This is a genomic window from Pseudohalioglobus lutimaris, assembly GCF_002866825.1.
Lineage (GTDB): Bacteria > Pseudomonadota > Gammaproteobacteria > Pseudomonadales > Halieaceae > Halioglobus > Halioglobus lutimaris.
The window spans coordinates 220,553-243,105 of record NZ_PKUS01000001.1; the positions used below are offsets into that span (position 1 = coordinate 220,553).

General features: G+C 57.3%; 19 protein-coding genes. 7 read left to right on the forward strand and 12 right to left on the reverse strand.

Features of this window, described 5'->3' with window-relative positions:
* Positions 1-19 precede the first annotated feature (19 nt).
* Genes C0039_RS00940 through C0039_RS00950 form a run of 3 tightly spaced genes read right to left on the reverse strand, consistent with a single transcriptional unit; the run spans position 20 to position 3,776 of the window.
* Positions 20-1,342 carry a nickel pincer cofactor-dependent isomerase, group 22 gene (locus C0039_RS00940; RefSeq protein ID WP_101516999.1) on the reverse strand — a complete coding sequence of 441 codons (1,323 nt, stop codon included), beginning with the start codon at positions 1,340-1,342 and terminating at the stop codon, positions 20-22.
* Positions 1,343-1,398: 56 nt separating this feature from the next.
* Positions 1,399-2,772, reverse strand: coding sequence for a GntP family permease (locus C0039_RS00945; RefSeq protein WP_084179422.1), 1,374 nt, complete (start codon positions 2,770-2,772; stop codon positions 1,399-1,401).
* A 59-nt stretch (positions 2,773-2,831) separates the two neighbouring features.
* Positions 2,832-3,776 carry a 2-hydroxyacid dehydrogenase gene (locus C0039_RS00950; protein ID WP_075999590.1) on the reverse strand — a complete coding sequence of 315 codons (945 nt, stop codon included), beginning with the start codon at positions 3,774-3,776 and terminating at the stop codon, positions 2,832-2,834.
* A gap of 527 nt (positions 3,777-4,303) precedes the next feature.
* Here C0039_RS00950 and purE point away from each other — a divergent pair.
* Together purE and C0039_RS00960 are read left to right on the forward strand one after the other, a co-directional pair.
* Complete coding sequence (gene purE, locus C0039_RS00955; protein WP_076002176.1) at positions 4,304-4,759, forward strand: 5-(carboxyamino)imidazole ribonucleotide mutase; 456 nt, start codon at positions 4,304-4,306, stop codon at positions 4,757-4,759.
* The gene (locus tag C0039_RS00960) at positions 4,756-5,874 is read left to right on the forward strand and encodes a 5-(carboxyamino)imidazole ribonucleotide synthase (RefSeq protein WP_075999591.1); all 1,119 of its coding nucleotides are present in this window, start codon (positions 4,756-4,758) and stop codon (positions 5,872-5,874) included. Before purE ends, C0039_RS00960 begins: the two co-directional genes overlap by 4 nt.
* 94 nt (positions 5,875-5,968) lie before the next feature.
* Here the strand turns inward: C0039_RS00960 and C0039_RS00965 are convergent, their stop codons facing one another.
* Positions 5,969-7,675 carry an AAA family ATPase gene (locus C0039_RS00965; RefSeq protein WP_101517000.1) on the reverse strand — a complete coding sequence of 569 codons (1,707 nt, stop codon included), beginning with the start codon at positions 7,673-7,675 and terminating at the stop codon, positions 5,969-5,971.
* A gap of 337 nt (positions 7,676-8,012) precedes the next feature.
* On the opposite strand from C0039_RS00965, the gene C0039_RS00970 reads away from it, so the two are divergent.
* Positions 8,013-9,845, forward strand: a complete 1,833-nt coding sequence (locus C0039_RS00970; RefSeq protein WP_075999593.1) for a CAP domain-containing protein — start codon at positions 8,013-8,015, stop codon at positions 9,843-9,845.
* Here C0039_RS00970 and C0039_RS21485 read toward each other — a convergent pair.
* Positions 9,787-10,092, reverse strand: coding sequence for a hypothetical protein (locus C0039_RS21485; RefSeq protein WP_423810677.1), 306 nt, complete (start codon positions 10,090-10,092; stop codon positions 9,787-9,789). The two genes, C0039_RS00970 and C0039_RS21485, sit on opposite strands and share 59 nt — an antisense overlap.
* Before the next feature lie 369 nt (positions 10,093-10,461).
* Here C0039_RS21485 and C0039_RS00980 point away from each other — a divergent pair, with 369 nt between their 5' ends.
* The 3 genes from C0039_RS00980 to C0039_RS00990 all read left to right on the forward strand — a co-directional run bounded on the left by C0039_RS00980 (position 10,462) and on the right by C0039_RS00990 (position 13,721).
* Positions 10,462-11,838: a glycerophosphodiester phosphodiesterase family protein gene (locus C0039_RS00980; RefSeq protein ID WP_133125918.1), complete on the forward strand. Its 1,377-nt coding sequence runs from the start codon at positions 10,462-10,464 to the stop codon at positions 11,836-11,838.
* Positions 11,839-12,004: 166 nt separating this feature from the next.
* Entirely contained in the window at positions 12,005-12,709 is a 705-nt protein-coding gene (locus C0039_RS00985) for a glutathione S-transferase family protein (RefSeq protein WP_075999596.1), read from the forward strand.
* Between the two features lie 16 nt (positions 12,710-12,725).
* Positions 12,726-13,721 carry an SDR family oxidoreductase gene (locus C0039_RS00990; RefSeq protein ID WP_101517003.1) on the forward strand — a complete coding sequence of 332 codons (996 nt, stop codon included), beginning with the start codon at positions 12,726-12,728 and terminating at the stop codon, positions 13,719-13,721.
* Here C0039_RS00990 and C0039_RS00995 read toward each other — a convergent pair.
* Complete coding sequence (locus C0039_RS00995) at positions 13,712-14,611, reverse strand: DMT family transporter (protein WP_101517004.1); 900 nt, start codon at positions 14,609-14,611, stop codon at positions 13,712-13,714. The genes C0039_RS00990 and C0039_RS00995 overlap by 10 nt on opposite strands.
* A gap of 32 nt (positions 14,612-14,643) precedes the next feature.
* Positions 14,644-16,164: an acetaldehyde dehydrogenase ExaC gene (exaC, locus tag C0039_RS01000; RefSeq protein ID WP_101517005.1), complete on the reverse strand. Its 1,521-nt coding sequence runs from the start codon at positions 16,162-16,164 to the stop codon at positions 14,644-14,646.
* A 140-nt stretch (positions 16,165-16,304) separates the two neighbouring features.
* Here exaC and C0039_RS01005 point away from each other — a divergent pair, with 140 nt between their 5' ends.
* The gene (locus C0039_RS01005) at positions 16,305-16,910 is read left to right on the forward strand and encodes a hypothetical protein (protein WP_101517006.1); all 606 of its coding nucleotides are present in this window, start codon (positions 16,305-16,307) and stop codon (positions 16,908-16,910) included.
* Positions 16,911-16,920: 10 nt separating this feature from the next.
* On the opposite strand, the gene C0039_RS01010 is transcribed toward C0039_RS01005, so the two are convergent.
* From C0039_RS01010 to narH, 5 genes are all read right to left on the reverse strand, one after another.
* Positions 16,921-18,135: an NnrS family protein gene (locus tag C0039_RS01010; protein ID WP_075999601.1), complete on the reverse strand. Its 1,215-nt coding sequence runs from the start codon at positions 18,133-18,135 to the stop codon at positions 16,921-16,923.
* An 85-nt stretch (positions 18,136-18,220) separates the two neighbouring features.
* Positions 18,221-19,459 carry an alginate export family protein gene (locus C0039_RS01015; RefSeq protein ID WP_084179426.1) on the reverse strand — a complete coding sequence of 413 codons (1,239 nt, stop codon included), beginning with the start codon at positions 19,457-19,459 and terminating at the stop codon, positions 18,221-18,223.
* 118 nt (positions 19,460-19,577) lie between these two features.
* Entirely contained in the window at positions 19,578-20,264 is a 687-nt protein-coding gene (gene narI, locus C0039_RS01020) for a respiratory nitrate reductase subunit gamma (RefSeq protein WP_075999602.1), read from the reverse strand.
* Positions 20,265-20,274: 10 nt separating this feature from the next.
* The gene (narJ, locus tag C0039_RS01025) at positions 20,275-21,003 is read right to left on the reverse strand and encodes a nitrate reductase molybdenum cofactor assembly chaperone (RefSeq protein ID WP_101517007.1); all 729 of its coding nucleotides are present in this window, start codon (positions 21,001-21,003) and stop codon (positions 20,275-20,277) included.
* Positions 21,000-22,547 (reverse strand): nitrate reductase subunit beta, encoded by a 1,548-nt coding sequence (gene narH / locus C0039_RS01030; protein ID WP_075999604.1) that lies wholly within the window; start codon positions 22,545-22,547, stop codon positions 21,000-21,002. The genes narJ and narH overlap by 4 nt, the downstream gene beginning before the upstream one ends.
* Positions 22,548-22,553 lie beyond the last annotated feature (6 nt).

Consider the following 22,553-nt stretch of genomic DNA (forward strand, 5'->3'; position numbering starts at 1 on the left):
GTGCGGATACCTGCTTGAGCTATTCGTCACCACTGACCCCATGGCTGGGCATGCGCGTCAGATTACCCTCATCGTCGAATTCCAGTGCCGCGGGCTCACCGATAATCTCAAATTTGTCCGGGTTGGCCCGCAGATAAGGCAGCAGGGTTTCCGATACATCAATTTCGGTGATTTCCAGGGTGTTGGGAATGTGCACGATCGTGGCGTCGCGGGGGAGTCTGCGCGGGATGGTCTTGGCCGCCAGTTGCACTGCTTCCTGGTCGGTATTCATAATCATCGGTATGGCGGCGCCATCCAGCAGGGTCGCGGCAATGACGTTCGCATAGGTCTTTGCGGGATCAAATTGGCGATACAGTCGCATCGTGATCACGTCCGCTGCCCCCACGCCGGTGGCATTACCATCGGTCTCCTCAGTAAGGCCCAGCACAACGATCTTTTTAATATGAATGCCGGCATCCCAGGCTGAATCGCGCACGTTGCGTCCGGTGATATTCGGGTCCATGCCGGCACCGGTGATGTTCTTGCCCATGTTGTCGACAATCAGCACGTCCAGTTCTGCAAACTGTAATCGAGGCATCCATTTCCTGGCCAGACTCAACAGTTCCGGCTCACGCTGCATCACCCGCTCACCCGGCACTACCTCTACCAGCGCAGTGCGATCTTCTGCATTCTCAACCATCGCCACCGCACACAGGAAGTTGATCTTACCCATGATGAACTCACCTGCCTGGGGTAACAATTCAGCGAAGGACTCAAAGCCATACCAGTGAACTGCGGAGGCACCGCGAATCTTCCCCATGCCGATAACCAGCATTTTTACTATGCCCGACTCTATGGGAGCGCGGAAATTGGTATGCGCTTTCACCCGGCAGACCATCATCACCGCGTCGGCTTCTGCGGCGTGCTTGTCGAAATATACGGGCATGCCGTTTTCCAGTTGGCCCAGTTCCACCACCTCCATACTGGAGTGGATGGGGCAGCCCATGGTGTGCTCATTGATTCCCAAACTGTCGAGAACCTTGATCTGCCCTTCAGCCGAAGCAGAGCCATGGCTACCCATGGCTGGAAAAATAAACGGTTTCGCGCCCAGCGCGTGCAGCTGATCGATGACTGCCTTGGCGCATTGGGCCACATTGGCAATGCCGCGGGAGCCACAACCCACGGCAATTTTCATGCCCGGCTTGATTCGCTGGGCGATTACCGGCTCTGCGAACTGCTGGTTAACCGCGTCAGTGACGCTGGGAATTTCAAGGCATTCAAACTTCTGCCGCACGCGAATCATGCGCGGAAATTCCACATCCAACCCGCCGGCTATGTTCACTTCTATCTTGTCAGGAATCATATCTCGAATCTCCCGGTTACACCTGTCATGCCACGCCAGCCAAGCCGGCAGGGCCCTCAGGCCATTAGCGACAATGCGCCCATTAGTATAAGCGTGCTCAGCACGGGGATGACCACCGTAATCATACCAACATCACGGTAGGCGTCCTTGTGGGTCAACTGGGTAATCGTCAACATGGCGATAATGGCACCACAATGGGGCAGGGAATCAAACCCGCCGCTGGCCATGGTGGCAATACGATGCAACGTTTCCGCCTCCATACCCATCTCCAGATAGGCCGGTGCCATTGTCTGCATAAATATCTGTAAACCGCCGGAGGCAGAGCCGGTGATGGCGGAAACCAGGCTTACCGAGAAGAACGTGGAAACCAGGGGTGGCAGGGAAGAGTCGAGCACCCACTGGGTTGATTGGGCAAACACGGCTGTCTGGGTCACCACGCCGCCGAAACCGATAACCGCCGCAGTGTTAATCAGCGGCATGATGGAGTCCTGAGTGCCGGCCCCCACCACATGCAGAGCGTGGCGACGCATCGTCGGGAACAGGACGACAGCAAGGAATGTTCCGCAAAACAGCGCGATACTCGGCCAGACCACGGGCTGGTTTGCAGCGAACTGTAGCAGGCGTATCGGCGCTGCATCTCCGGCCATGGTCTCTGGGGTAAGCACCTGCATAAAGACACGCGGCATAATAATCGTCAGTAACACTGCGACGAGTGGCAGGCAGGCCGCAACCCAATGCGGGCACCCACCCTCCCCCACATCTGTGATCTTGTCCCGTGGGCCCGGCACAAAACCCTCGCCGCGCTCTGCCGCCAGCTTGCGCTGCCGCTCCAGGTACCAGATACCGCCGCCAAACATCATCGCACCGCCCGCGATGCCCAGCCAGAAGCCGGCGAACAGGTCGGTACCCAGCGCGACGGAGGCGATCACGTTGTGAATGGAGGGGGTTCCCGGCAACGCCGTAAGCGTGAACGTCCCCGAGCCCAGCGCCAGCGCTGCACAAAATAGTCGCTTGGGTATGTCCGCCTCCTGCAGAAGCTTCAGTCCTAACGGATACATGGCGAAGATCACCACGAACACCACCACACCACCATAGGTAAGCAGTGCACAGGCCAGGGTGGTGATCCACAGCGCACGATGCGCACCCAGCTTTTTCACCAGCGCCAGGGCAATACTCGCGGCCGCATGGCTTTCCCCCATCACCCGCCCAAACATGGCGCCGGCAGCAAACAGCAGGAAAAATTTTCCAGCAAACGTAAATGCGCCTAACGGACCGAAAGAGAAATACTCGGTAAGCCCCTGTGCCAGCGGCAGGCCGTTGGTAAGAATCACCAGCAGCGAACACAACAGTGCAGCAAAGATGATATCGACGCCGCGCAGGGCCAGCCAGATTAGCAGGACAACCGAGCCCAGAAGACCGGCGTATTCCATGATTACTGCTCCTGTGAATTAGTATTGGTTTAGCTATGAGTGTAGACGGCCAAGTGGCGCTACGCTGCAGTGACTCCGTCCAGTGGCCGACCCTGCTCGAGAAAAGCACTGATGTTTGCCAGGGCGCGCATCGCCATGTCCGCGCGACACTCACCGGTCGCACTGCCGATGTGAGGTAGCAAGGTCACATTATCAAATCGCTTCAGGGCCGGGGTCACCTCTGGCTCAAATTCAAACACATCAAGACCGGCGCCGCCGAGTTGATTGCCCGCCAGGGCATCGACCAGTGCGCTTTCGTCAACCAGTGCACCGCGCCCGGTGTTAATAAGCACAGCACCCGCTTTCATCTGCGCAAATGTACCGGCGTCGAACAGGTGGCGGGTGGCATCAGTCAATGGGCAGTGCAGAGAGACGATGTCCGCCTCGGCCAGTAATTGTGCGAGCTGTTCGCAAAAGCTTGCGCCCGTCACCGCCTCGGCCTCTGGCCTGGGCCGTGGACCGTGGTATATCACCCGCATTGCGAACCCGCTCGCACGCCGGGCCACGGCCTGCCCTATGGCGCCAAAACCGACAATGCCCAGGGTTTTTCCGTGTACCCGTATACCCTGTTGCCCCGCACCTGCAGCAAAATCCCCCTCGCGAAGCAAGCGCTCGCTGGCACTGAGACGTCGGCAGGTCGCCAGCAGCAACGCCATGGCCAGATCGGCGGTGTCCTCCGTCACCACCGGGGTATTACTTATCTGCAGACGGCGTTTGGCCGCCGCGTTAAGGTCAATATTGTCTGTGCCCACACCAATATTGGCGATGAGGCCAATGGAATCGGGAAAGCTGGCGATACGATCGGCCGTTAATGCATCAACCGCGCTGCCTAACCAGACTGATGCGCCTTCCAGCGACTGCGCGGGCGCAGTGGCGTCAAACACGCGCACCTCACCAAGGCTGGCAATAGCGTCCATGAAAAGTGGCGGGAGTTGTCGTGCAACGACGATAACGGGGCGCGGCATAGCGAGGCATCTCCAAGGGCAAAAAACCCACTATACCCAGAACAACCCACTAAAACTGTCCGCTTTGTTACATTCGAACGACCGGTCTACAGTTCTGCACGGGAAGGCCTTCAGGACAGAATAACCAGCATCCTTATTCCCCGGGGAGGCCGGTTCTGTAAGCAAGTCTTGAGGTCCACGCCATGTAAGGTATTGAAAGGACAGCAGCGGTGCTGGTCATCAGCCACCTGGCAGGGCAAAATACGCGATTACACCGATCCTCCGCGCCCGGTCCAAGGGCAGGCTGGCGAAACGGGAGTCAGCCAGGGCCCTGGTCGCCTGCAGACGCCCGACCCAAGGCTTGGGTCATTTTCAAATTTGTGCGGGTCAAGGCGGCGCAGCGCGTAGCGTCCCGGGGAATTACTTTCCCAGTGAACTGTGGTCGGTGAACCGCTTTACAATGAACTGGCATCCTGGAAAGTTGCCGGAGAGGAGATATCACATTGAGCGCAGCAGCAAATGGGCAGCAGCCCGTCGTGGGCATCATCATGGGCTCCCGGTCCGACTGGCCGACGATGAAGCGAGCTACCGAGTTACTCGACGAACTCGGCATTGCCTACGAGAAGCAGGTGGTCTCGGCACACCGAACACCATCGCGTCTCTATGAATATGCCTCATCAGCTCGTGACCGTGGCCTGCAGGTGATTATCGCCGGCGCCGGCGGCGCCGCGCATCTACCCGGTATGGCCGCCTCTATGACGCTGCTGCCGGTGATCGCAGTACCTGTGCAGAGCAAGGCCCTGAACGGCATGGACAGCTTGTTGTCCATCGCCCAGATGCCTGCGGGCGTCGCTGTGGCCACCCAGGCGATTGGCAGCAGCGGCGCTTTTAATGGCGGCCTGCTGGCTGCACAGATCCTCGCCCTGGGTGATCCCGACTTGCATGAAAGGCTGAACCAGTGGCGCCAGGCCATCACCGAAGGCGTGCCGAGGGACGTTGAGTGACGCGCGTTGGTATCATTGGCGGCGGGCAGCTGGCGCGCATGATGGCGCTGGCCGGTTGGAACATGGGCCTGCAATTCAGTTTCCTTGCCAGCGAGGGTGAGTCCACCCGCTGTGTTGAGGGCCTGGGCAACATAGTAGTGCTCTCGCCCGACCACACGCCGGAACAGGTTTACACTGCGATGGGGGAGCCGGATGTAATTACCGTAGAACGGGAACGTGTGGATCTCGATCTCCTGCGCGGTCTTACTGGTCTGTGTGCGGTTCATCCTAACCCTGATGCTGTAGAAGCCTGTGGCGACCGGTTCAAGGAAAAACAGCTACTGGATTCAGTACAGCTGCCTTCTGCTCCCTATCGCATCGCGGCCTCGGCACAGCAAGTGGCCGACGCTGCCCGCACACTGGGGCTGCCAATCGTAGTGAAGAACCCCACCGAGGGCTATGACGGGAAGCAGCAATGGCATATATATACCGACGAACAGCTGCGTGCATTCACGGAAGAGAACCCGCCCGGCCAGTGGCTGGTTGAGTCCCGGATTGCATTTGATCGGGAGGTATCCATGGTTGCGGTGCGCTCCGCCAACGGGGACACGGCGATCTATCCGCCCACCGAGAATCGGCACCACAACGGCATACTGCTGAGCTCTATTGCACCTGCGGCCAATATGTCGGCCAGCCTGCTGGGCAACTGCGAAGACTATATACGCACTTTGCTGGGGGCTATGAATTACGTGGGGGTCGCCGCAATGGAGTGTTTTGTCACCGCGCAGGGGCTGTTGATTAACGAACTGGCACCGCGTGTTCACAACAGCGGGCACTGGACCATGCTGGGTGAAACGACCAGTCAGTTCGAGAATCACCTGCGGGCGATACTGGGGATGACGCTGGGCTCAACCCAGGTCATCCGCTGTCACGGTATGCTCAACATTCTCGGCGAATATGACAGGGAGGATGTGCTGCACCAACTATCCGCAGACGCCGCGCTCCACGACTACAACAAAACGCCAGCGCCGCTGCGTAAGCGCGGGCACATCAATGTGGCCGGAGAAAACCGGGAAAGCGTCGAAAATGAACTGACCAGGCTTCAGCAAATCCTGTACCCGGGCGGCGACCCCTGACCCAAGAGCGCCTGACAAAGTCCAACCGCTGCGGTCAATCCATCGCTGCGCTGCTGTCGCCGGGAGCACTGACAGGGTCGGCCAGCCTCTCTGGTCACCGACCAGGCTGCTGGTCTTCCGACGTAAAAATATTCTTCAGCAGCCCCATAAAACCACGGGGTTTCTCAACAGCATCTTCTTCCTGCGCAGCGCTGACGGTCTCGGCCTCTGCCGCCGCCATGCGCGCCTGCTCCTCACGTAACCGGGCCTCCTCGGCAGCAGCTTTGGCGCTGTCCAGCTCACCCTGCTTCGCCAGCAGTCCATCATGGCCCGCGGCCATACCAAGACCGCGGTTTATGTAGGTCTGCGCAGACCGAAATTTTCCGCGCTCAATCGCCAGCCTGCTCAGCACCTCATAGCGGTCAGCTATGTCTCGCATACCGCGCTGCGCGGCGGCATTTTCCGGCTGCAGGGCAAGCACCTGGGTAAAATAGTTCCAGGCGCTGATCTCGGCTGGTGTGCGCAGGTAATCCCTGGACATGGCTTCAGCCGCAGCAGCGAGTAATCCATCAATTTCGTCGGCAAGGCTATCGACGCTCTCCACAACAGGGGGCTCATCCTGCAGCACCGCGACTTGCGCTGCATCGCCGGCAGTTGTTGGCGCTGTTTCAGAAGGCGCTGCTGTAACCGCCGGACTTTCCATTACAGAAGATGGGGCAGCCATGTCGATGAAAGGCGGCACAACGAGCTGCCCGGTGGGCAAAGGCTGCTGCGAGACCACGCTGGGCGCAGGTGCCTGCGGTTCCTCTGGCAGCTGAATGACAGTGGACGGGCTTGCGGCTGCGGGGGACGGCCCGGGAGTAGCCGGCTCTGCAGCCACTTTCGCCTCAACGACAGGCTCCCTGGCCTGGGAGTAGCCCAGCCAGTAAACCCCCGCCAGCAGTATAGGCGACACCATCAGGACGAGAGTGGACGAACGCCGCCAGAAAGGCCTGCGCTGTTGTGCCTCCACTTCACCGACGTATACGACCGTCGGCACGGGCAGCTGATCGGCTTCCAGGTAATCACTCCCGGTTTCCGCAATAAGCTTCTCGCGCGGGACAAGCTGGGCGAGTTCTCCCCGCGGTTTAACTTCATCAGGGGGCACAGTGTGTGTGCGCAACGGCAGCCGTGTCAGTGTGGACGCGGCTATTGGTTTCACCCTGGGTCCTGCTCCGGGTGCCGCCCCAACCCGTCGTGAGTAGGGCGCTTTCGAGTCAGTCAGGGCGCTCAGCGTTGCGGTCTGGTAGTGCCACAAACCCCGTTGCGCCATGTCGCTGGACTGGACCCGCCCCAGCAGGCGCTCATGGCCCACCAGGATAACCTGTAACTGTGGACCGCGACCGCAGCGCAGGTAGGACAACAATCGCAGCTCTTCGAAGTCTGACTCACCCATCTCGTGAGCGTTATCGATAATAAGGAAGGCATGAGCGTGAGGGCTAAGGCGCTTGGTCAGCAAATCCAGCGTCTCTTCCCAGTCGGCGGACAGCGCCTCAACGCCTAACTGACTGCAGACGGAATTCATCAATCCACACTCGTCGGGTACAGCTGCATCGAACAGGATCAGTGGCGTGCCTGCGTCGAGCTCCGACAGTAACTCCGCAGTGATCCTCGTCTTGCCCACATCAGCAGGACCGGTTAGCACAAACAGCTCGTCATAGCCGGCGAAGAACCTGCGCAGAGCGCTGTACGCCTCTGCTCTATCGCAGTGCTCGACGCTGTCGTCGTCAGCATCGACGGCGCCGCTGCTACGCACCTTGGGCTGGAGGTATTGTTCGGACATTAATGCAATCTCACTGGACTAGCGGACCCCTGGCAACTACACCGGCTTGACCATAGCACCCGAATTAGTCCATCTCTAAAATTTTAGGAGCTTTAAGCAAGAGTAATATAGATCTTTTGGATATATGTATTCGTTTTTTTATTTCATTTTATCCTCTAAGAACAGTCTCCGGTACGGCAAAGCGCTTTTTCGTCGGTTTTCTAGACGTTCTTCACAGTTTTTAATGAAAGAAATAACCTATAAGCATATCTTATTCTAATCTACATAACAGCTTTAGCCCGATCACGAGGAGTCTCGAGCGCCAAGCTTTCCCTGAACTGACCAAGAGCAGCTGGTGATGAACAAAACTGAAACATACTTTGGCCGCCAATTTTTCGGCAAAACCGTCCTACTGGGTTTCTCTATGTTGGCGCTGGCGAGTTGCCGCCTCGTTATCAGCACCGACGAAGGCGGGCATATCCTGTCTTCCTCAGGTCAGGCCGACTGCGCACAAGCCAGCTGCGCAGTACCCATTACCGAAGAGATCACGGAGACCTTTACTGCAGTGCCAGCCGACGGCTATCGCTTTATCAGCTGGACTGGACTGTGTATGCGTGCCCCTACAGCAGTTTGCGACGTCACCCTGTTTCCGCTACCCGAAAAATTCAGGCAGTACTCCGGCGACATAGGCCTGTCTGCCGTGTTCGAGCCCACTTCAGTGATGCGCACCTGGTATCGCGACCGGGACGGTGACAACTACGGCGCGTCCAACCAGAGCAGAACAAGCACCACGCAACCCCCGGGGTTCGTCGCCAGCAATAGCGACTGCAACGATTTCGACGCCGATGTTCATCCTTTTACCAGGGAACGAGAGGACGGCAAAGACAACAATTGCAACGGCATGACTGACGAGGGCTTTGTTGATATCCGCTTCTACGCCGACCGTGACGGTGATGGCTATGGTGATGCCCAGTCCAGCCAGCTCAGCCGTCGCAAACCCGCTGGCCACGTGCTCAACGACCTGGATTGCAACGACAGCAGCGCCCAGGACTACCCGGATGCGGAAGAACAGGCCGACCAGCGGGACAACGACTGCGACGGCACTATCGATGAAGGCGGTACAACCTGGTATCGCGATGTCGACGGCGACGGCTTCGGCACAGCCGATGACAGCATTGAAGCGCTGGAGCAGATCGCCGGCTATGTACAGAACGATGGCGATTGCGACGATTCAAACAGCAGTATTTCTCCCGCCGCGGAAGAGTCTTTTGACAGCACAGACAACGACTGCGATGGCAGCATCGACGAGGGCTTTACCGAGCGCGAGTATTACCGCGATGTGGACGGCGACGGCTTCGGTGATGACAACGACGCCACTGTTGATGTGGTCACGCCCGAAGGTTACGCGGCCAGCGCCGGCGATAACTGCATGGACATTGCCAACCCCTCACAGTCAGACATGGACGGTGACGGTATCGGTGACGCCTGCGACACCTTCACTGACTCGGACAACGACGGCCTGCAGGACAGCGCGGATAATTGCCCGGTTACGTCCAACCCAGGTCAGGAGGACGAAGACACGGACGGACTGGGCGATGCCTGTGACAATCAGAACGGCCTTGACCCGGACAATGACGGCGTCAACACAGACGAGGACAACTGCCCACAGGCCTATAACCCCAACCAGGCAGACAGCGACAATGATGGCCTGGGAGACAGCTGCGACGCGGTCAACGATAACGCAGGTGGCGGCGGTGCCTGCGCCGGATCACCGGAAGCGCAGGCTATGCTCGATGCGGTTAACGACTTCCGCTCTCAGACGCGAGACTGTGGTTCCAGGGGCACCTTCCCGGCAGTGGGAGCACTGTCCTGGAATTGCCAGCTGGAAGCGGCCGCCCTCAGCCATTCAATGGACATGGCAAACAACGACTTCTTCGATCACACCGGATCAGATGGCTCTTCTGCCGGCGACCGAGCCACCCGGGCCGGCTACAGCTGGTGGACATGGGGCGAGAATATAGCTGCGGGATATCCATCGGTAAGCGCCGCAATGCAGGGATGGATTGACAGCGATGGTCACTGCGCCAATATGATGAACGCCAACTTTACCAACCTTGGCTCAGCGAGCTTCACTAACAACGACAGCAGCTACCGTATCTACTGGACCCAGGTCTTCGGCAGTGCACGCTAGCGAGCGCTCGCCGGGGGGGCCTAGGGTCCCCCACCGCCAAGGTACATACCCTGCCCGCTATATCCCCATCCAGGCAGCTCCAGCCAGGGTCGCTACTTGCCGCCAGGTAGGTCGCTCCCACGGGAACCGTCTCCCGGATCACTACACCAGTCGCGTTTTGGTTCCCGGTGTTCTCTATCTGCAGCGCATAGGATAACCGCGCGCCCGGGCTGGTCGGAATCACCTGGTCATCCTGGCTTATCGCCATTACCGGGTCTGCAGAAATGGGCACGATTACGGGGTCGTTTCCGTCAGTAGTGGCCGGGGCACCAGTAACTATCAGCAACAATTCCTTGGAGCCTGCGAGCACACTTACGCCACCATGCTTGAGATCAGGGACGGCCTGGTATACCGCTGGCACGACTGCGGGATATGAACAAGCTCGTCAGCCAGTTCCCAGCCTGGTTCATGGAGGAAATGGCAGGCAAGAGTGCTGCAGACTTCAGCGACTGACGGCCGTGTCCGCGACCCCAGGCTTTGGCTCTCGGCGCAAGCACGTGTGGATGATGAGAGGTCTCGCCCCACACCCTCACTGATGCTACTCTGCCGGTAACTCATCCTTTACGGGGGCTATGGTTTGTCCAGGCTTATTCCCGCACTACCATTGTGCTGCATGCTCGCGACAATCGCTGGCTGTTCCGACAGCAGCGACGCACCGTCTATCGCGCCTTCCAACCTGGCCATTATTGGCAGCGCTGTTCCCGAGGGTGCCCCGGGTGAGATGCCCACCCTGAATTTCCGCGTCATCCTGGACGTCCCCCAGCCACGGGATGTGAGCATCAGCTTCCAGACCGCAGGGCAAACCGCCACGGCGGGCGAGGACTACCTCGATACTGCCGGGGACATCACCCTCGTTGCTGGCACGCTGGAGGCCCTGATTCCTGTCGATGTGTTTGGCGACGCCGATGAAGAGGAAGCGGAAACGCTCATCCTCAGCTACTCAGTCCAGGGCAACGCCGTCGCAACCGCAGCAACCGCCACCGGCACCATTGCCAACGACGATACCGCCTGCGACGCACCTTATGAACTGGATGAAAACCCCTGGCGCGTGCACGGTGCCGACCCACTGAATTACGCCCATCGCGGTGGGGTTATCGATTTTCCCGAGAACACCCTGTTCGCCTATAGTGAAGTCGCGCTGGCGGGTGCCGATGTACTGGAAATGGATGTCTACCAGACCCGGGACAACGAACTGGTCATCCTCCACGACCTGGATGTGGACCGCACTACCAATGGCAGCGGCAATGTCGTCGACCTGACCCTGGAAGAGCTGCGTCAACTGGATGCGGCTTACTGGTTTGTGCCCGGCGCGGGCACACCCCATGACCGGCCGGCCGAGGACTACGTCTACCGCGGAATCGCCACCGGCGACAAACCGCCACCTCCGGGTTACAGCGCCAGTGACTTCCGCATTCCCACGCTGGAAGAAGCCCTGCAACGGTATCCACATGAACTGATCAACATCGAGCTGAAACCGGACCTTGACGGACAGGGCAACTACGAACAACAAATTGCTGACCTGCTGCAACGCTACGGTCGCCAGGAGGACCTGATCGCTGCCTCATTCGTCGATGAGGCCGCTAATAACTTCAAGGCTGTCGCGCCCTGTGTGCACACCTCCATCCCTCTTGATCAGGGCTCGCTACTGGTGCTGGCGTCACAGGGTGACGGTATCATTCCGCCTGTGCCCGAACACGTGGCGTTTCAGGTTCCTCCCGATACCAGCCAGATCAATCCGGCGCAGCTTCCCCCGGGTTTTTTTCTGGAAGTGGTTACTGAGGACTTCGTCAACGACGCGCACAACGCAGACCTGGCGGTGCAGGTCTGGACCATCAACACCTGCGAAGACATGTTGCGCATGATGGATCTGGGGGTGGACGCCATCATGACTGACCGTCCGCTGTTGCTGGAAAGCCTGCTCAACACCCCGGCCGCCGAGCGTAACTGCGACTAGCTGCCCGGTTGGGCCAACCGCTGCCTGGCCGCATATCCTGGCGATCAACAAAATTGGCCTGTAAGACCAATGGCTTCTCACCCACTATCGCTAGTATATAGAGCTACCGCCAATTACAGGAGCAGCGCGTGCCCACTGGAAACAAACCGGGGCGAAGACCAAGCCCATGCTGATACTCCATCAATTCCACCTCTCGCCGTACAACCAAAAGTTGCAGCGTATGCTCAACTACAAGGGCATACCCTATACAGAGAAGTACTGGCTGCTGGGCGAGCGCAAGCAAGTTCGCGCGATGAACCCTGTTGGCAAACTGCCTGCGCTAGAGCACGATGGAAAGATCGTAGCCGATTCCACCGATGCAGCACACTACATCGAGGAGCAGTTCCCGCATTCGCCAATGATTCCCGCTGAGCCTGACCTGCGCGGCCAGGTCCATGTATTTGAGGACTGGGCGGACGAGAGTCTTTACTTCTACGAAATGCACCTGCGCTTTACCACCCCCGGAAACCGAGAGCGTAATATTCCGCGCATGGTCGAGCACGAAAACCGCTTTCTGCGCTGGCTACTGCCCAGGGTGATACCCGGAGGGATCGCCAGGATCACTGCCACTCAGGGCATAGGGCGCAAGTCCATCGACCAGTTGCTGATAGACGTGCAGCGTCATGTCCGCGCGGTAGACGATCTGCTCACCGGCGCCGACTGGCTGGTGGGCAATCGCATCACCCTGGCAGACCTCGCGGTCTTCGGCATGTTTCAGGCACTGCAGGACGCAGACATGGCGGCAGATATTATTACCCGGTTCCCCCGTGTGTGCAGTTGGCTGCAACGTATTGAACAAAACACCGGCACACCCACATCGCAGCCCAGCTGACAATAGAGGATAGGAAATGAGTAAGGTTCTGATCACCGGGGCCACCGGCTTCATCGGCAATCATGTCGCACGAATGTGCGCGCAGCAGGGGGATGTGATCCGGGCTATGGTCATGCCGGGTGAGGACCGCTCGCCCCTGGATGGCATGGAGGTGGAGTTTGTCGAGGGCAACCTGCTCGACCCCGACTCACTGACCAGAGCGATACAGGGTGTCGACAAGCTCTATCATCTGGCCGCGCTGTTCGCCGTATGGACCAAAGATCCGGACCTGCACTACAAGATAAACGTGGAAGGCACACGGCATCTTATGCATGCTGCCAAGGCCGCAGACGTGGAGAAAATTGTCTATACCAGCAGCATCGCGGCCATAGGCACTGAAGGCAAAGGCACTCTCTCCACTGAGCAGACACCGTTCACCAGCTGGCACTTTGCCAGTGAATACATCATGTCCAAATACATCAGCCACCTGGAAGTGAAAGGCATGGTCAAAGACGGCCTGCCCGTGACCATGGTCCTCCCCGGACTGCCATTTGGTCCCGGTGACCGCGCGCCCACACCCACCGGCACCATGATTATCGGAGCCCTGCAGGGGAAGATGAAAAATTACTGGGATGGGGGCGTATGCCCTGTCGATGTGCGTGACGTGGCGGCCGGGCACTTGTTGGCCATGGAGAAGGGTCGCGTCGGGGAGTCCTATATTCTCGGTAATACCGACAACAACATGACCAATCAGGAATTCCTGCAACTGGTTGGTCGCGTAGCGGGTATCGACAACGTGGGCAGCAAGGAGATCTCCCGTGCCACCATGCTGCGCGTGGCCAGACTGGCCGAGATCTTCTCGAAGATTACCGGCAAGGCCCCGATCACCACGGTAAAGAACAGCACCTACACCATGGAGCACTTCTACGTCGACGCCAGCAAGGCAGTAAGCGAATTGGGACTGCCGCAGACACCGGTGGAAACCGCCGTACGTGATTCCATAGACTGGTTCCGCACCAACGGCTACGCCTGAGGCGCTCCAGCGCTGGCTGCCTCGCACTGCATCGCCGCCTGCCTGCGGATTTTGACCGTTTCCATGTACAGGCCCAGCGCATTGCCGGCAATAATCAGCCCGGCGCCCAGCAGCAACCAGAGGCTGACCGTCTCACCGTATAACCACCAGGCCGCAAGCATAATCAGCGGCAACCGCAGGTAATCAATGGGCATTACCACAGCCGCATCCGCATAGGACAGGGCGCGGCTCAAGCAGTAATGCGCTGCCAGCGCGGTGACTGCCGCTGCCAGCAACCAGTGCCAACTCGCGCTGGGGGGCAAACGCAGCGTTGCTGCAATCGGCACCAGGGCAAATACGCCCTGCATCAGCGTCATGTAGAACAGCACCACCAGAAAAGTCTGGGCATGTCCGTGCAGCAGCTGCGTGAGCCTGCGCGTGACAATGATGCTGATAGCAAAGCCAAAGGCGCCCGCCAGCATCACCAGACTCGCCGGGTTTACCACCGCCGCCCCCGGCCGCAGAATAATTACTACCCCCGCCAGGCCCAGCATCAGCGACAGCCAGCGACCGCGATGCAGCGATTCACCCATGAACAAGGCAGCCAATAACGCGGCCCAAAGTGGAGTGGTGAACTCCAGGGCAAAGACCTCGGCCAATGGCAGGGCGGCAATGGCGATCAACCAGGCACACTGGCCGGAAAAATGCGCGCTGTTGCGCAGCAAATGCCAACCCATTAACTGCGGCTGCAGTCCCTGCCTGTCCAGTGCCCCGGCGCGGGCCAACAGGCTGGTCACCATAAGCAGGCCCAACGCACTACGCCAGAACAGAATCTCCAACGTGCCCATTTGCAGGGTAAGTTCCCGACTGGCAATAGCCAGCAGACAAAAACCTGCCAGGGCCGCCACCATCCAGGTGACGGCCAGCCCTGTGGAGCTGCGGCTCAGAAAAAGCCCAATGGGTTTATGTCGTGACTGACCAGCATGTTCTTGGTCTGTTGGTAGTGGCCCAGTGCCAGTTTATGTGTCTCGCGACCGATTCCCGACTTCTTGTATCCGCCAAAAGCGGCATGGGCCGGATAGGCGTGATAACAGTTCATCCACACCCGGCCCGCCTTGATGCCTCTGGCCATGCGGAATGCACGGTTGGTATCGCGAGTCCAGACACCTGCGCCCAGGCCATACTCGGTCGCATTCGCAACCGCCAGGGCCTCGGCTTCATCCTTGAAGGTGGTGATGCCCAGGGTCGGGCCGAAAATTTCTTCCTGAAAGACGCGCATATCGTTGGTACCCTTCAAAAGGGTGGGTTCTATATAGTAACCGCCCGCGATGTCGCTACCCACGGTGGCCTTATTACCACCGAACAGGAACTGCGCGCCGTCCTGCCTGGCAATATCCATGTAGCTCATAATCTTTTCGAACTGCTCTTTCGACGCCTGCGCTCCGATCATGGTGTCGGTATCAAAGGGATTGCCCTGCTTGATCTGGCCCGCTCTCTCCACCACCCGCTCGATGAAGTCGTCGAAGATACTTTCCTGCACCAGGGCACGCGAGGGGCAGGTGCATACCTCGCCCTGGTTGAAGAAACCCAGCAGCACGCCCTCTATACACTTGCTGACGAACGCTTCTTCCTGCTGCATCACATCCTCAAAGAAGATGCCCGGCGACTTACCACCCAGTTCTACGGTGGAAGGAATCAGGGTTTTGGCCGCATTGGCGAGAATCTGGTGACCGACAGCTGTCGAACCGGTGAAGGCTATTTTGGCAATACGATCGGACGAGGCTAGCGCCTGGCCAATTTCCGCGCCAAACCCATTAAGGACATTAATAGTGCCTGCAGGCAGCAGGTCACCAATCATTTCCATCAACACCAGGATCGAAACCGGTGTCTGCTCGGCCGGCTTGAGGATGACGCAGTTACCCGCTGCAAGGGCCGGCGCCAACTTCCAGGCCGCCATTAACAGGGGAAAATTCCAGGGGATAATCTGGCCCACCACACCCAGCGGCTCATGGAAATGGTAACTCACCGTGGTCGCGTCTATTTCTGCCGCCGAGCCTTCCTGCGCGCGGATGCAGCCGGCGAAATAGCGAAAGTGGTCCACCGCCAGGGGGATATCGGCGTTCAGTGTCTCGCGAATGCCCTTACCGTTTTCCCAGGTCTCCACATAAGCCAGGGTTTCCAGGTTGGCCTCGATGCGGTCAGCAATCTTCAGCAGCAGGTTGGAGCGTTCCTGAACCGGGGTCTGTCCCCAGGCATCTGCAGCGCCGTGAGCTGCATCCAGCGCTTTGTGCAGATCGGCCGAAGACGAGCGCGGCACCTCGCAGAAGACCTCGCCGGTAACCGGCGATGTATTGTCGAAGTAGCGGCCTTCCAGGGGTGCGACCCACTCTCCCCCAATAAAGTTTTCGTAACGATCCTTGAACTTGAACAGTGCGTTCTCGGTCCCGGGCATGGCGTATAGCATTATTGTCTTCCTCGGTCGGTGGTGGCAGATAAAGAAATATAGCTCAGGTTTCAGGCCGGCGCATCGACATAAGCTGGAGAGTTCATCCGGAGAGTTGTGCTAGAGTCCTGCAGTATCCGGAATAGTGAGATCTGCACCCAATGAAGCGACCGTTAACAACGATCACAGCCCTTGCCGCTGCAGCCTTGCTCAGTGCCTGCTCCTACGACTCCGCTCAGAGCGACGTGGATGCCTGTGCCCCGCGCGGCAAAAACCTGCTGGAAGACGTTACTTTCTCGACTCTCTCCGGTCCGCGATCACAACGCAAATGGCTATACTCCGAGCATGCGGCAGGCCAGACATTTGAATACAGTGCCAGTGACGGCATCCTCAAGATCCATAAAATGGGCGGCGAACCATGGTTCCTGCTCAGTCAAAGCCCCAACTCGGCAGCCATAGCCGGCAAACGCATTACGTTCGGCGCTGAATTCAAGCTGGATCTGCAAATGCCAACGGATCATGCCTTCACGCCGGGAGGCGGACTCGCCCTACTGGCAAGGCGAGGCGGCAAGGTGGTGATCAACTCATCACTGGATCACCAACCCCGCATGGGAAAAACCGACTGGATTCCGATCAGCATCACCGAAAAGGTCCCGCCGGGCACAGACTCCATTCGTGTTGGTTTCCTGCACCAGGCCGAGGGAACACTGCGGGTGCGCAGACCGTTTCTCAAACTTGCTGCCAGCAAGGACTGCTTGCCACAGTAACGCAACCCATTCAGCCGGGTCGGCCGTCTGCACGCCCGCGACCAAGAACGGGCAGATAGCGCAATACGAAACAGCCATAGCCCAGGAGCCAAAAACCGGCCGCGGCGAGAATCATCTGCGTGTAATCTTCCAAAAAGTACGCGCCGAAAACACGCACTATAAACGCAGCGTAAACCGCAAGAAATGCCAGCGCCATCAGCGGACCAACAACAATGGGGCGTCCAGTGTGGCCCAGCGAAACACGAGAGATCATCGCCAGAATCATCAATCCCATGGCGCCCACAGTGAGGGTATGAATGGCCTGGCTTGTTGTTACCACGGCACCAGGTAGCCCGCTGAGACCGTAGAGCGACAAGCCCAGCGGTATGCACCAATAACTCAGGTGAAGCGACCATACCAGTGGCGTGCGCAGCGTCACCAGGAATCTCCAGCGCAGTACACGCAGGCCGTGAATGACAGCGGCAGCCAGGAAAACCACCGCGACCAGCGTGGAAGGCAACCATGGCGAAGCCAGCCCCGCGACCACCGTGGCCAGCATGGAAACCAGACAGGCATGCTCCAGCCAGGGCAGCGCCTGCACTCGTTCGGTACCGGTCCCATTAGCGGTAAACATGGGTACAACACGACCGGCAACGACGGTCATCAACAGGGTCACCAATAACACCATCGACTTGCTGCCCAGAGCCAGCAGGCTGGCATCGTCGGCGATGACGGCCCAATGCATGACTGCGTTTGCTCCGGCCATCACCAGCAATACGGGAACAAAAATAAAATTACGCCATTGGCGCACCCGGATAACAGACCGTGCCAGCACGCCGGCAACAACTGGAAGGAATAGCAGATCAATCAGAATCACTATCCCCTGTGGCGCCAGGTCGCCCAGGAACATGCCTACCCTTGCCACAAACCAGAGGCTTACCAACGCGCCAAGAGCTATACCACGTATACCGGGAACACCGGTCCAGGTCTGCACCGCAGTGAGCAGAAAACCAGTAAAAATAGCCGCGACAAAACCAAATAGCATTTCATGAGCATGCCACCATAACGAACCGCCATATAAGGCAGGCTCAATTGCACCAGCCAGCACGGCTGCCCAAATGGACAGACTGACCATACTGAATAGTGCACCCAGCAGAAAGAAAGGGCGAAATGCCAGCCGGAAAAACGGAACACCCTGAGGCACGTCCCGATCCACTATCTGACCATCACTTAGCAGTTTGCTCATGCGCTGCCTACGGTAGAATGAAAGGAATCGAGCTGGATTATAAGCCATCCGCGCAAACGCGCGGATGGTTATCTTTGACCGAGTACTATAGCTTTAACTGCAGCGTGACCCAGACCTTCTGTACATCGCTGTAGCGTTCACTATCACTGGAGAAGTTGGCATACTTCAGCTGCGTGCTGAATTGCTTGTTTACTGGCCAGGTGCCCACCAGGTTCCACTCTGTGCCGAAATCCTCACTGGAGTCTTCAGCACTGAAGTCATGGTAAAAAGCGCCCAGCTTCACCGGGCCAAGTTTGCCAGTGACACCAAGGTAGATATCCTCAATGCCATCGTCAGGTGTGACCAGAAACTTGTCTGCCCAGCCCTGGTACATGTGCAAGGTGGCATAAGGTGTCTTGAAACCGACATTGTTATCAGAGCCAAGAACCTCGTAGCCTACTTTCGCGTTGATACCAACAACGCTAAAGCCACCTTCGACCATGTAGTAATCAGCATCGTAGTCCAGGCGATTGTCTCCTGCATCCGACTGTCTGGCATATGCCGCCTTTGCCGTTACCGGGCCAAACTTGCCGTCATACTCAACACCATAGGTTTCCGATGAATTACCTACCGTCTTTCCCGGTGCGTATCCACGGTCCTCATCAACTTCCAGAGAATAGAAATAGCCGGTAATATTGTGATGCTCGGCAAAACGATAGTCTGCACGGGCAAAATGATTTTCGCCATGAAGGTCCGCAGGCTGCGCGTTACTGTCATCGGGACCAAAGATACGATTTACATTGTAAACATAAGCATAATCCAAGGTCAGGCCTGTATCTCCCTTATAAAAAATGCGGAAGCCATCATAGGTCTGCTCGTTCTGGCGCCAGGCGACACCACCGATGAAGCGCTGGTTACCATGCACGATGCGCTGACGGCCATAGGCGCCATACGCATCTTCCTGGCCGTAACGTAACCACGCCTGGTTTATGTCTGTACCCTTGGGGTCAGCTACCACAGGACGGTCTGTATTCCCGTTAGCGGTTGAATTGTAATTGTCGCTGCCGATCTCGCTAACATTATCGAACTCAGCCAAGGCACTGAAGGCACCGACCATACCCGACTGTACAGTAACTCTTGTACGCAGTGTTGATGCGTTTGCGTCCTTGTTAAATGCATCGTCATCGACATTCTCGAAGCGATAGCGAAGATCAAGTTTGATACTGCCTTCACTGACAGCATTGGATAACTGTTCGGTGAACGTTTCTTGCGCATGAGCACCGGCAGCAAAACCGCCAGCAACAAAGCTTGAGGCTATTGCCAGGCATATCGTTTTCTTTTTCATAGTGTTTCCACTCCTGTAAAAATAACGTATTGGGGAGTAATAACTCTCCCACTCTTGGACCTTATTTTTATGGTTTAACAGATATCCGGCAGCCCGAAGGACTGCCGTTCTCAGCTAATTACTTGCTACGCACGATCTGGTAGTTGCGAGTCAAGTACTTCACCGGCGCCGCTATACCACTGGCGATATGCACCAGCCGCGTGAAGGGAAAGACCACAAACAGAGTCACACCAAGAAATACGTGCAACTTGTAAATGATGTTAACGCTCGCAATATACTCCGCCGCTGCCGCAGGTTGCAGGGTGACAATGGACTGAGCCCAGTTAGCTAACATAACCATCACCGAGCCATCCATATGACCAGCAGACACGCCGATTGATATCAGACCGAGAATCAACTGGGCATAAAGCAGAACGAGCACCAACAAGTCCGACGGATTACTGCTTTTGCGAATTCGCGGATCAGTAAATCGACGCTTCAGTAGAATGGTTAAGCCAATAAAGGCCAGCATGCCAAAGAAGCCACCGGAAACCATCGCCAGCAGCTGCTTCTGCGGCGTAGAAATCGCGTAGTGATAGAGCCACTCCGGGGTGAGCAGGCCAAAAAAGTGGCCGAAGATAATAAACAAGACTCCAATATGGAACAGGTTACTACCCAGCCGCATTCCCTTGTCGTTGAGCAATTGGCTGGACCCGGTTTTCCACGTGTACTGCTCTCGGTCGTAACGGGCCCAGGAGCCTACGATCATAATCGTGACTGCAATATATGGATAGACGCCAAAAAGCAGATAGTTCAGAGTTTTCATGGCTGGGCCCTCATGAGTTCAGACTAACCGGTGCCACATTCGCATCGACAAAGTGTACCGGCGTGGTTTGTTGGTTTTCGTTTGCAACAGCCTGGGGGCGTGCCGAGGGGCATTCCGCCGCTGCGTCGTCCATACCGAAAGTAACCGCTTCCTCCTCCCATATCTTATCCAGTGCCTCGAGACTGTCATCTCGTTCCTCACCAGCTGCATGCTTGAGGAACTCATCTACGGTGATGTCAGCCTGACACAGCTCCAGAATGGCGCGAAACAGCAAACAGTATTCACTACCACGGTCCTCCAGCCTTGCCCCGATAAGGGCAAGAATATGGGCCACATCGAGCAAGCCGTCTTCTGCTTCCTGGCGCGGTCGATGCGAGAGATACTCCAGATACATCGGTATGTAATCCGGCAACTCACGTGCATTGATCTCGAAGCCATGGCTGCGGTAAAGATCCATTAGATCTACCATCGCCTGCCCGCGGTCCCGCGACTCACCGTGAACATGCTCAAACAACAACAGCGAGGTCGCCTGGCCACGGTCAAACAGGCCACCGTAAGTCTCCTGTAACTCCATCAGTTCGGCATTTTCGTAAGCAGACAGCCAGAGGCAGATCCTGGCTTTCAGCTTGAATCCCAGTATCGTATTGTCCAGCAGAATCTCCTTGAGCTCCGCCGCGTGAGCATGCACTTCTGCCGTCGGGTAATCGAGCAGTCTTGCAATTGCTTTAAGTTCGATCATGGCTTCCACTCCTCAACCTGCACGGTATCAATAATGTCGCGCCGATTTGTACGCTTGGCACCGAACATGTTTACCTCGTTGTTACCATCCGAGCAGCCATTGCCAAAACTGAAACCACAACCGCCGCGTTCCGCAAAGGCATCAGACATGGCTTCCTCTCGATGGGCGGTAGGGATTACATAGCGATCCTCGTAGTTGGCGATAGCCAGGTAGCGATACATTTCCTTTACCTGACTCTCACTCAGGCCTACGTTTTCCAGCACCTGCAGATCAGTAACGCCATCTACCGTTTCGGCACGTTTGTATGCACGCATCGCCAGAAGGCGTTTGAGTGCCAGCTTTACCGGTTCCTCATCGCCTGCGGTAAGCAGGTTGGCAAGATACTTGAGTGGAATACGCAGGCTATCCACATCTGGGATAACACCGTCGTTCCCTATATGGCCAGCATCCGCCGCCTGCTGTATCGGTGAGAGCGAAGGCACGTACCAGACCATCGGCAGTGTGCGGTATTCGGGGTGCAACGGCAGCGCGAGTTGCCAGTCCACGGCTAGCTTGTATACCGGTGACTGCTGCGCTGCCTCGATAACAGAGTCATCGATACCGTCACGACGAGCCTGGGCAATCACCTCCGGGTCATTCGGATCGAGGAAAATTTCCAGTTGCTTCTTGTACAGATCCTGTTCGGATTCAGTAGAGGCGACTTCCTGTATTTTATCAGCATCGTAGAGGAGGACACCCAGGTAGCGAATGCGCCCTACGCAGGTCTCTGAGCATACGGTTGGCTGGCCAGACTCAATACGCGGATAACAGAAAATGCACTTCTCGGACTTACCGGACTTCCAGTTGTAGTAAATCTTTTTGTATGGGCAGCCGGACACGCACATGCGCCAGCCACGGCACTTATCCTGGTCGATCAGTACAATGCCGTCTTCCTCTCGTTTGTAGATCGCTCCCGAAGGGCAGCTCGCCGCACACGTGGGGTTCAGGCAGTGCTCGCAAAGACGCGGCAGATACATCATAAAGGTGTTTTCGTACTCACCATAAATTTCCTTCTGCACCTGCTCAAAGTTGACATCACGAGAGCGCTTGGAGAACTCGGAACCGAGGATCTCTTCCCAGTTGGGGCCTGCCTCGATTTTCTCCATGCGCTCGCCGGTGATCAAAGACCGGGGTCGCGCAGTGGGCTGGTGCTTCACTTGTGGAGCCGTGTGCAAGTGCTGGTAGTCAAAATCGAAAGGCTCGTAGTACTCATCAATCTGCGGCAGATCCGGGTTGTTGAATAGCTTTGCCAGCACTTTGAGCTTGCCGCCTATACGCGGTTCGATCTTGCCAGATTTCTTTCGAACCCAGCCTCCGTTCCATTTTTCCTGGTTCTCCCACTCATTGGGGAACCCCACGCCTGGCTTGGTCTCAACATTGTTGAACCAGGCGTATTCCACCCCTTCACGAGAAGTCCAAACGTTCTTGCAGGTAATGGAACAGGTATGGCAGCCAATACATTTGTCGAGGTTTAACACCATGCCGACTTGTGAGCGAATTTTCATAGCGGC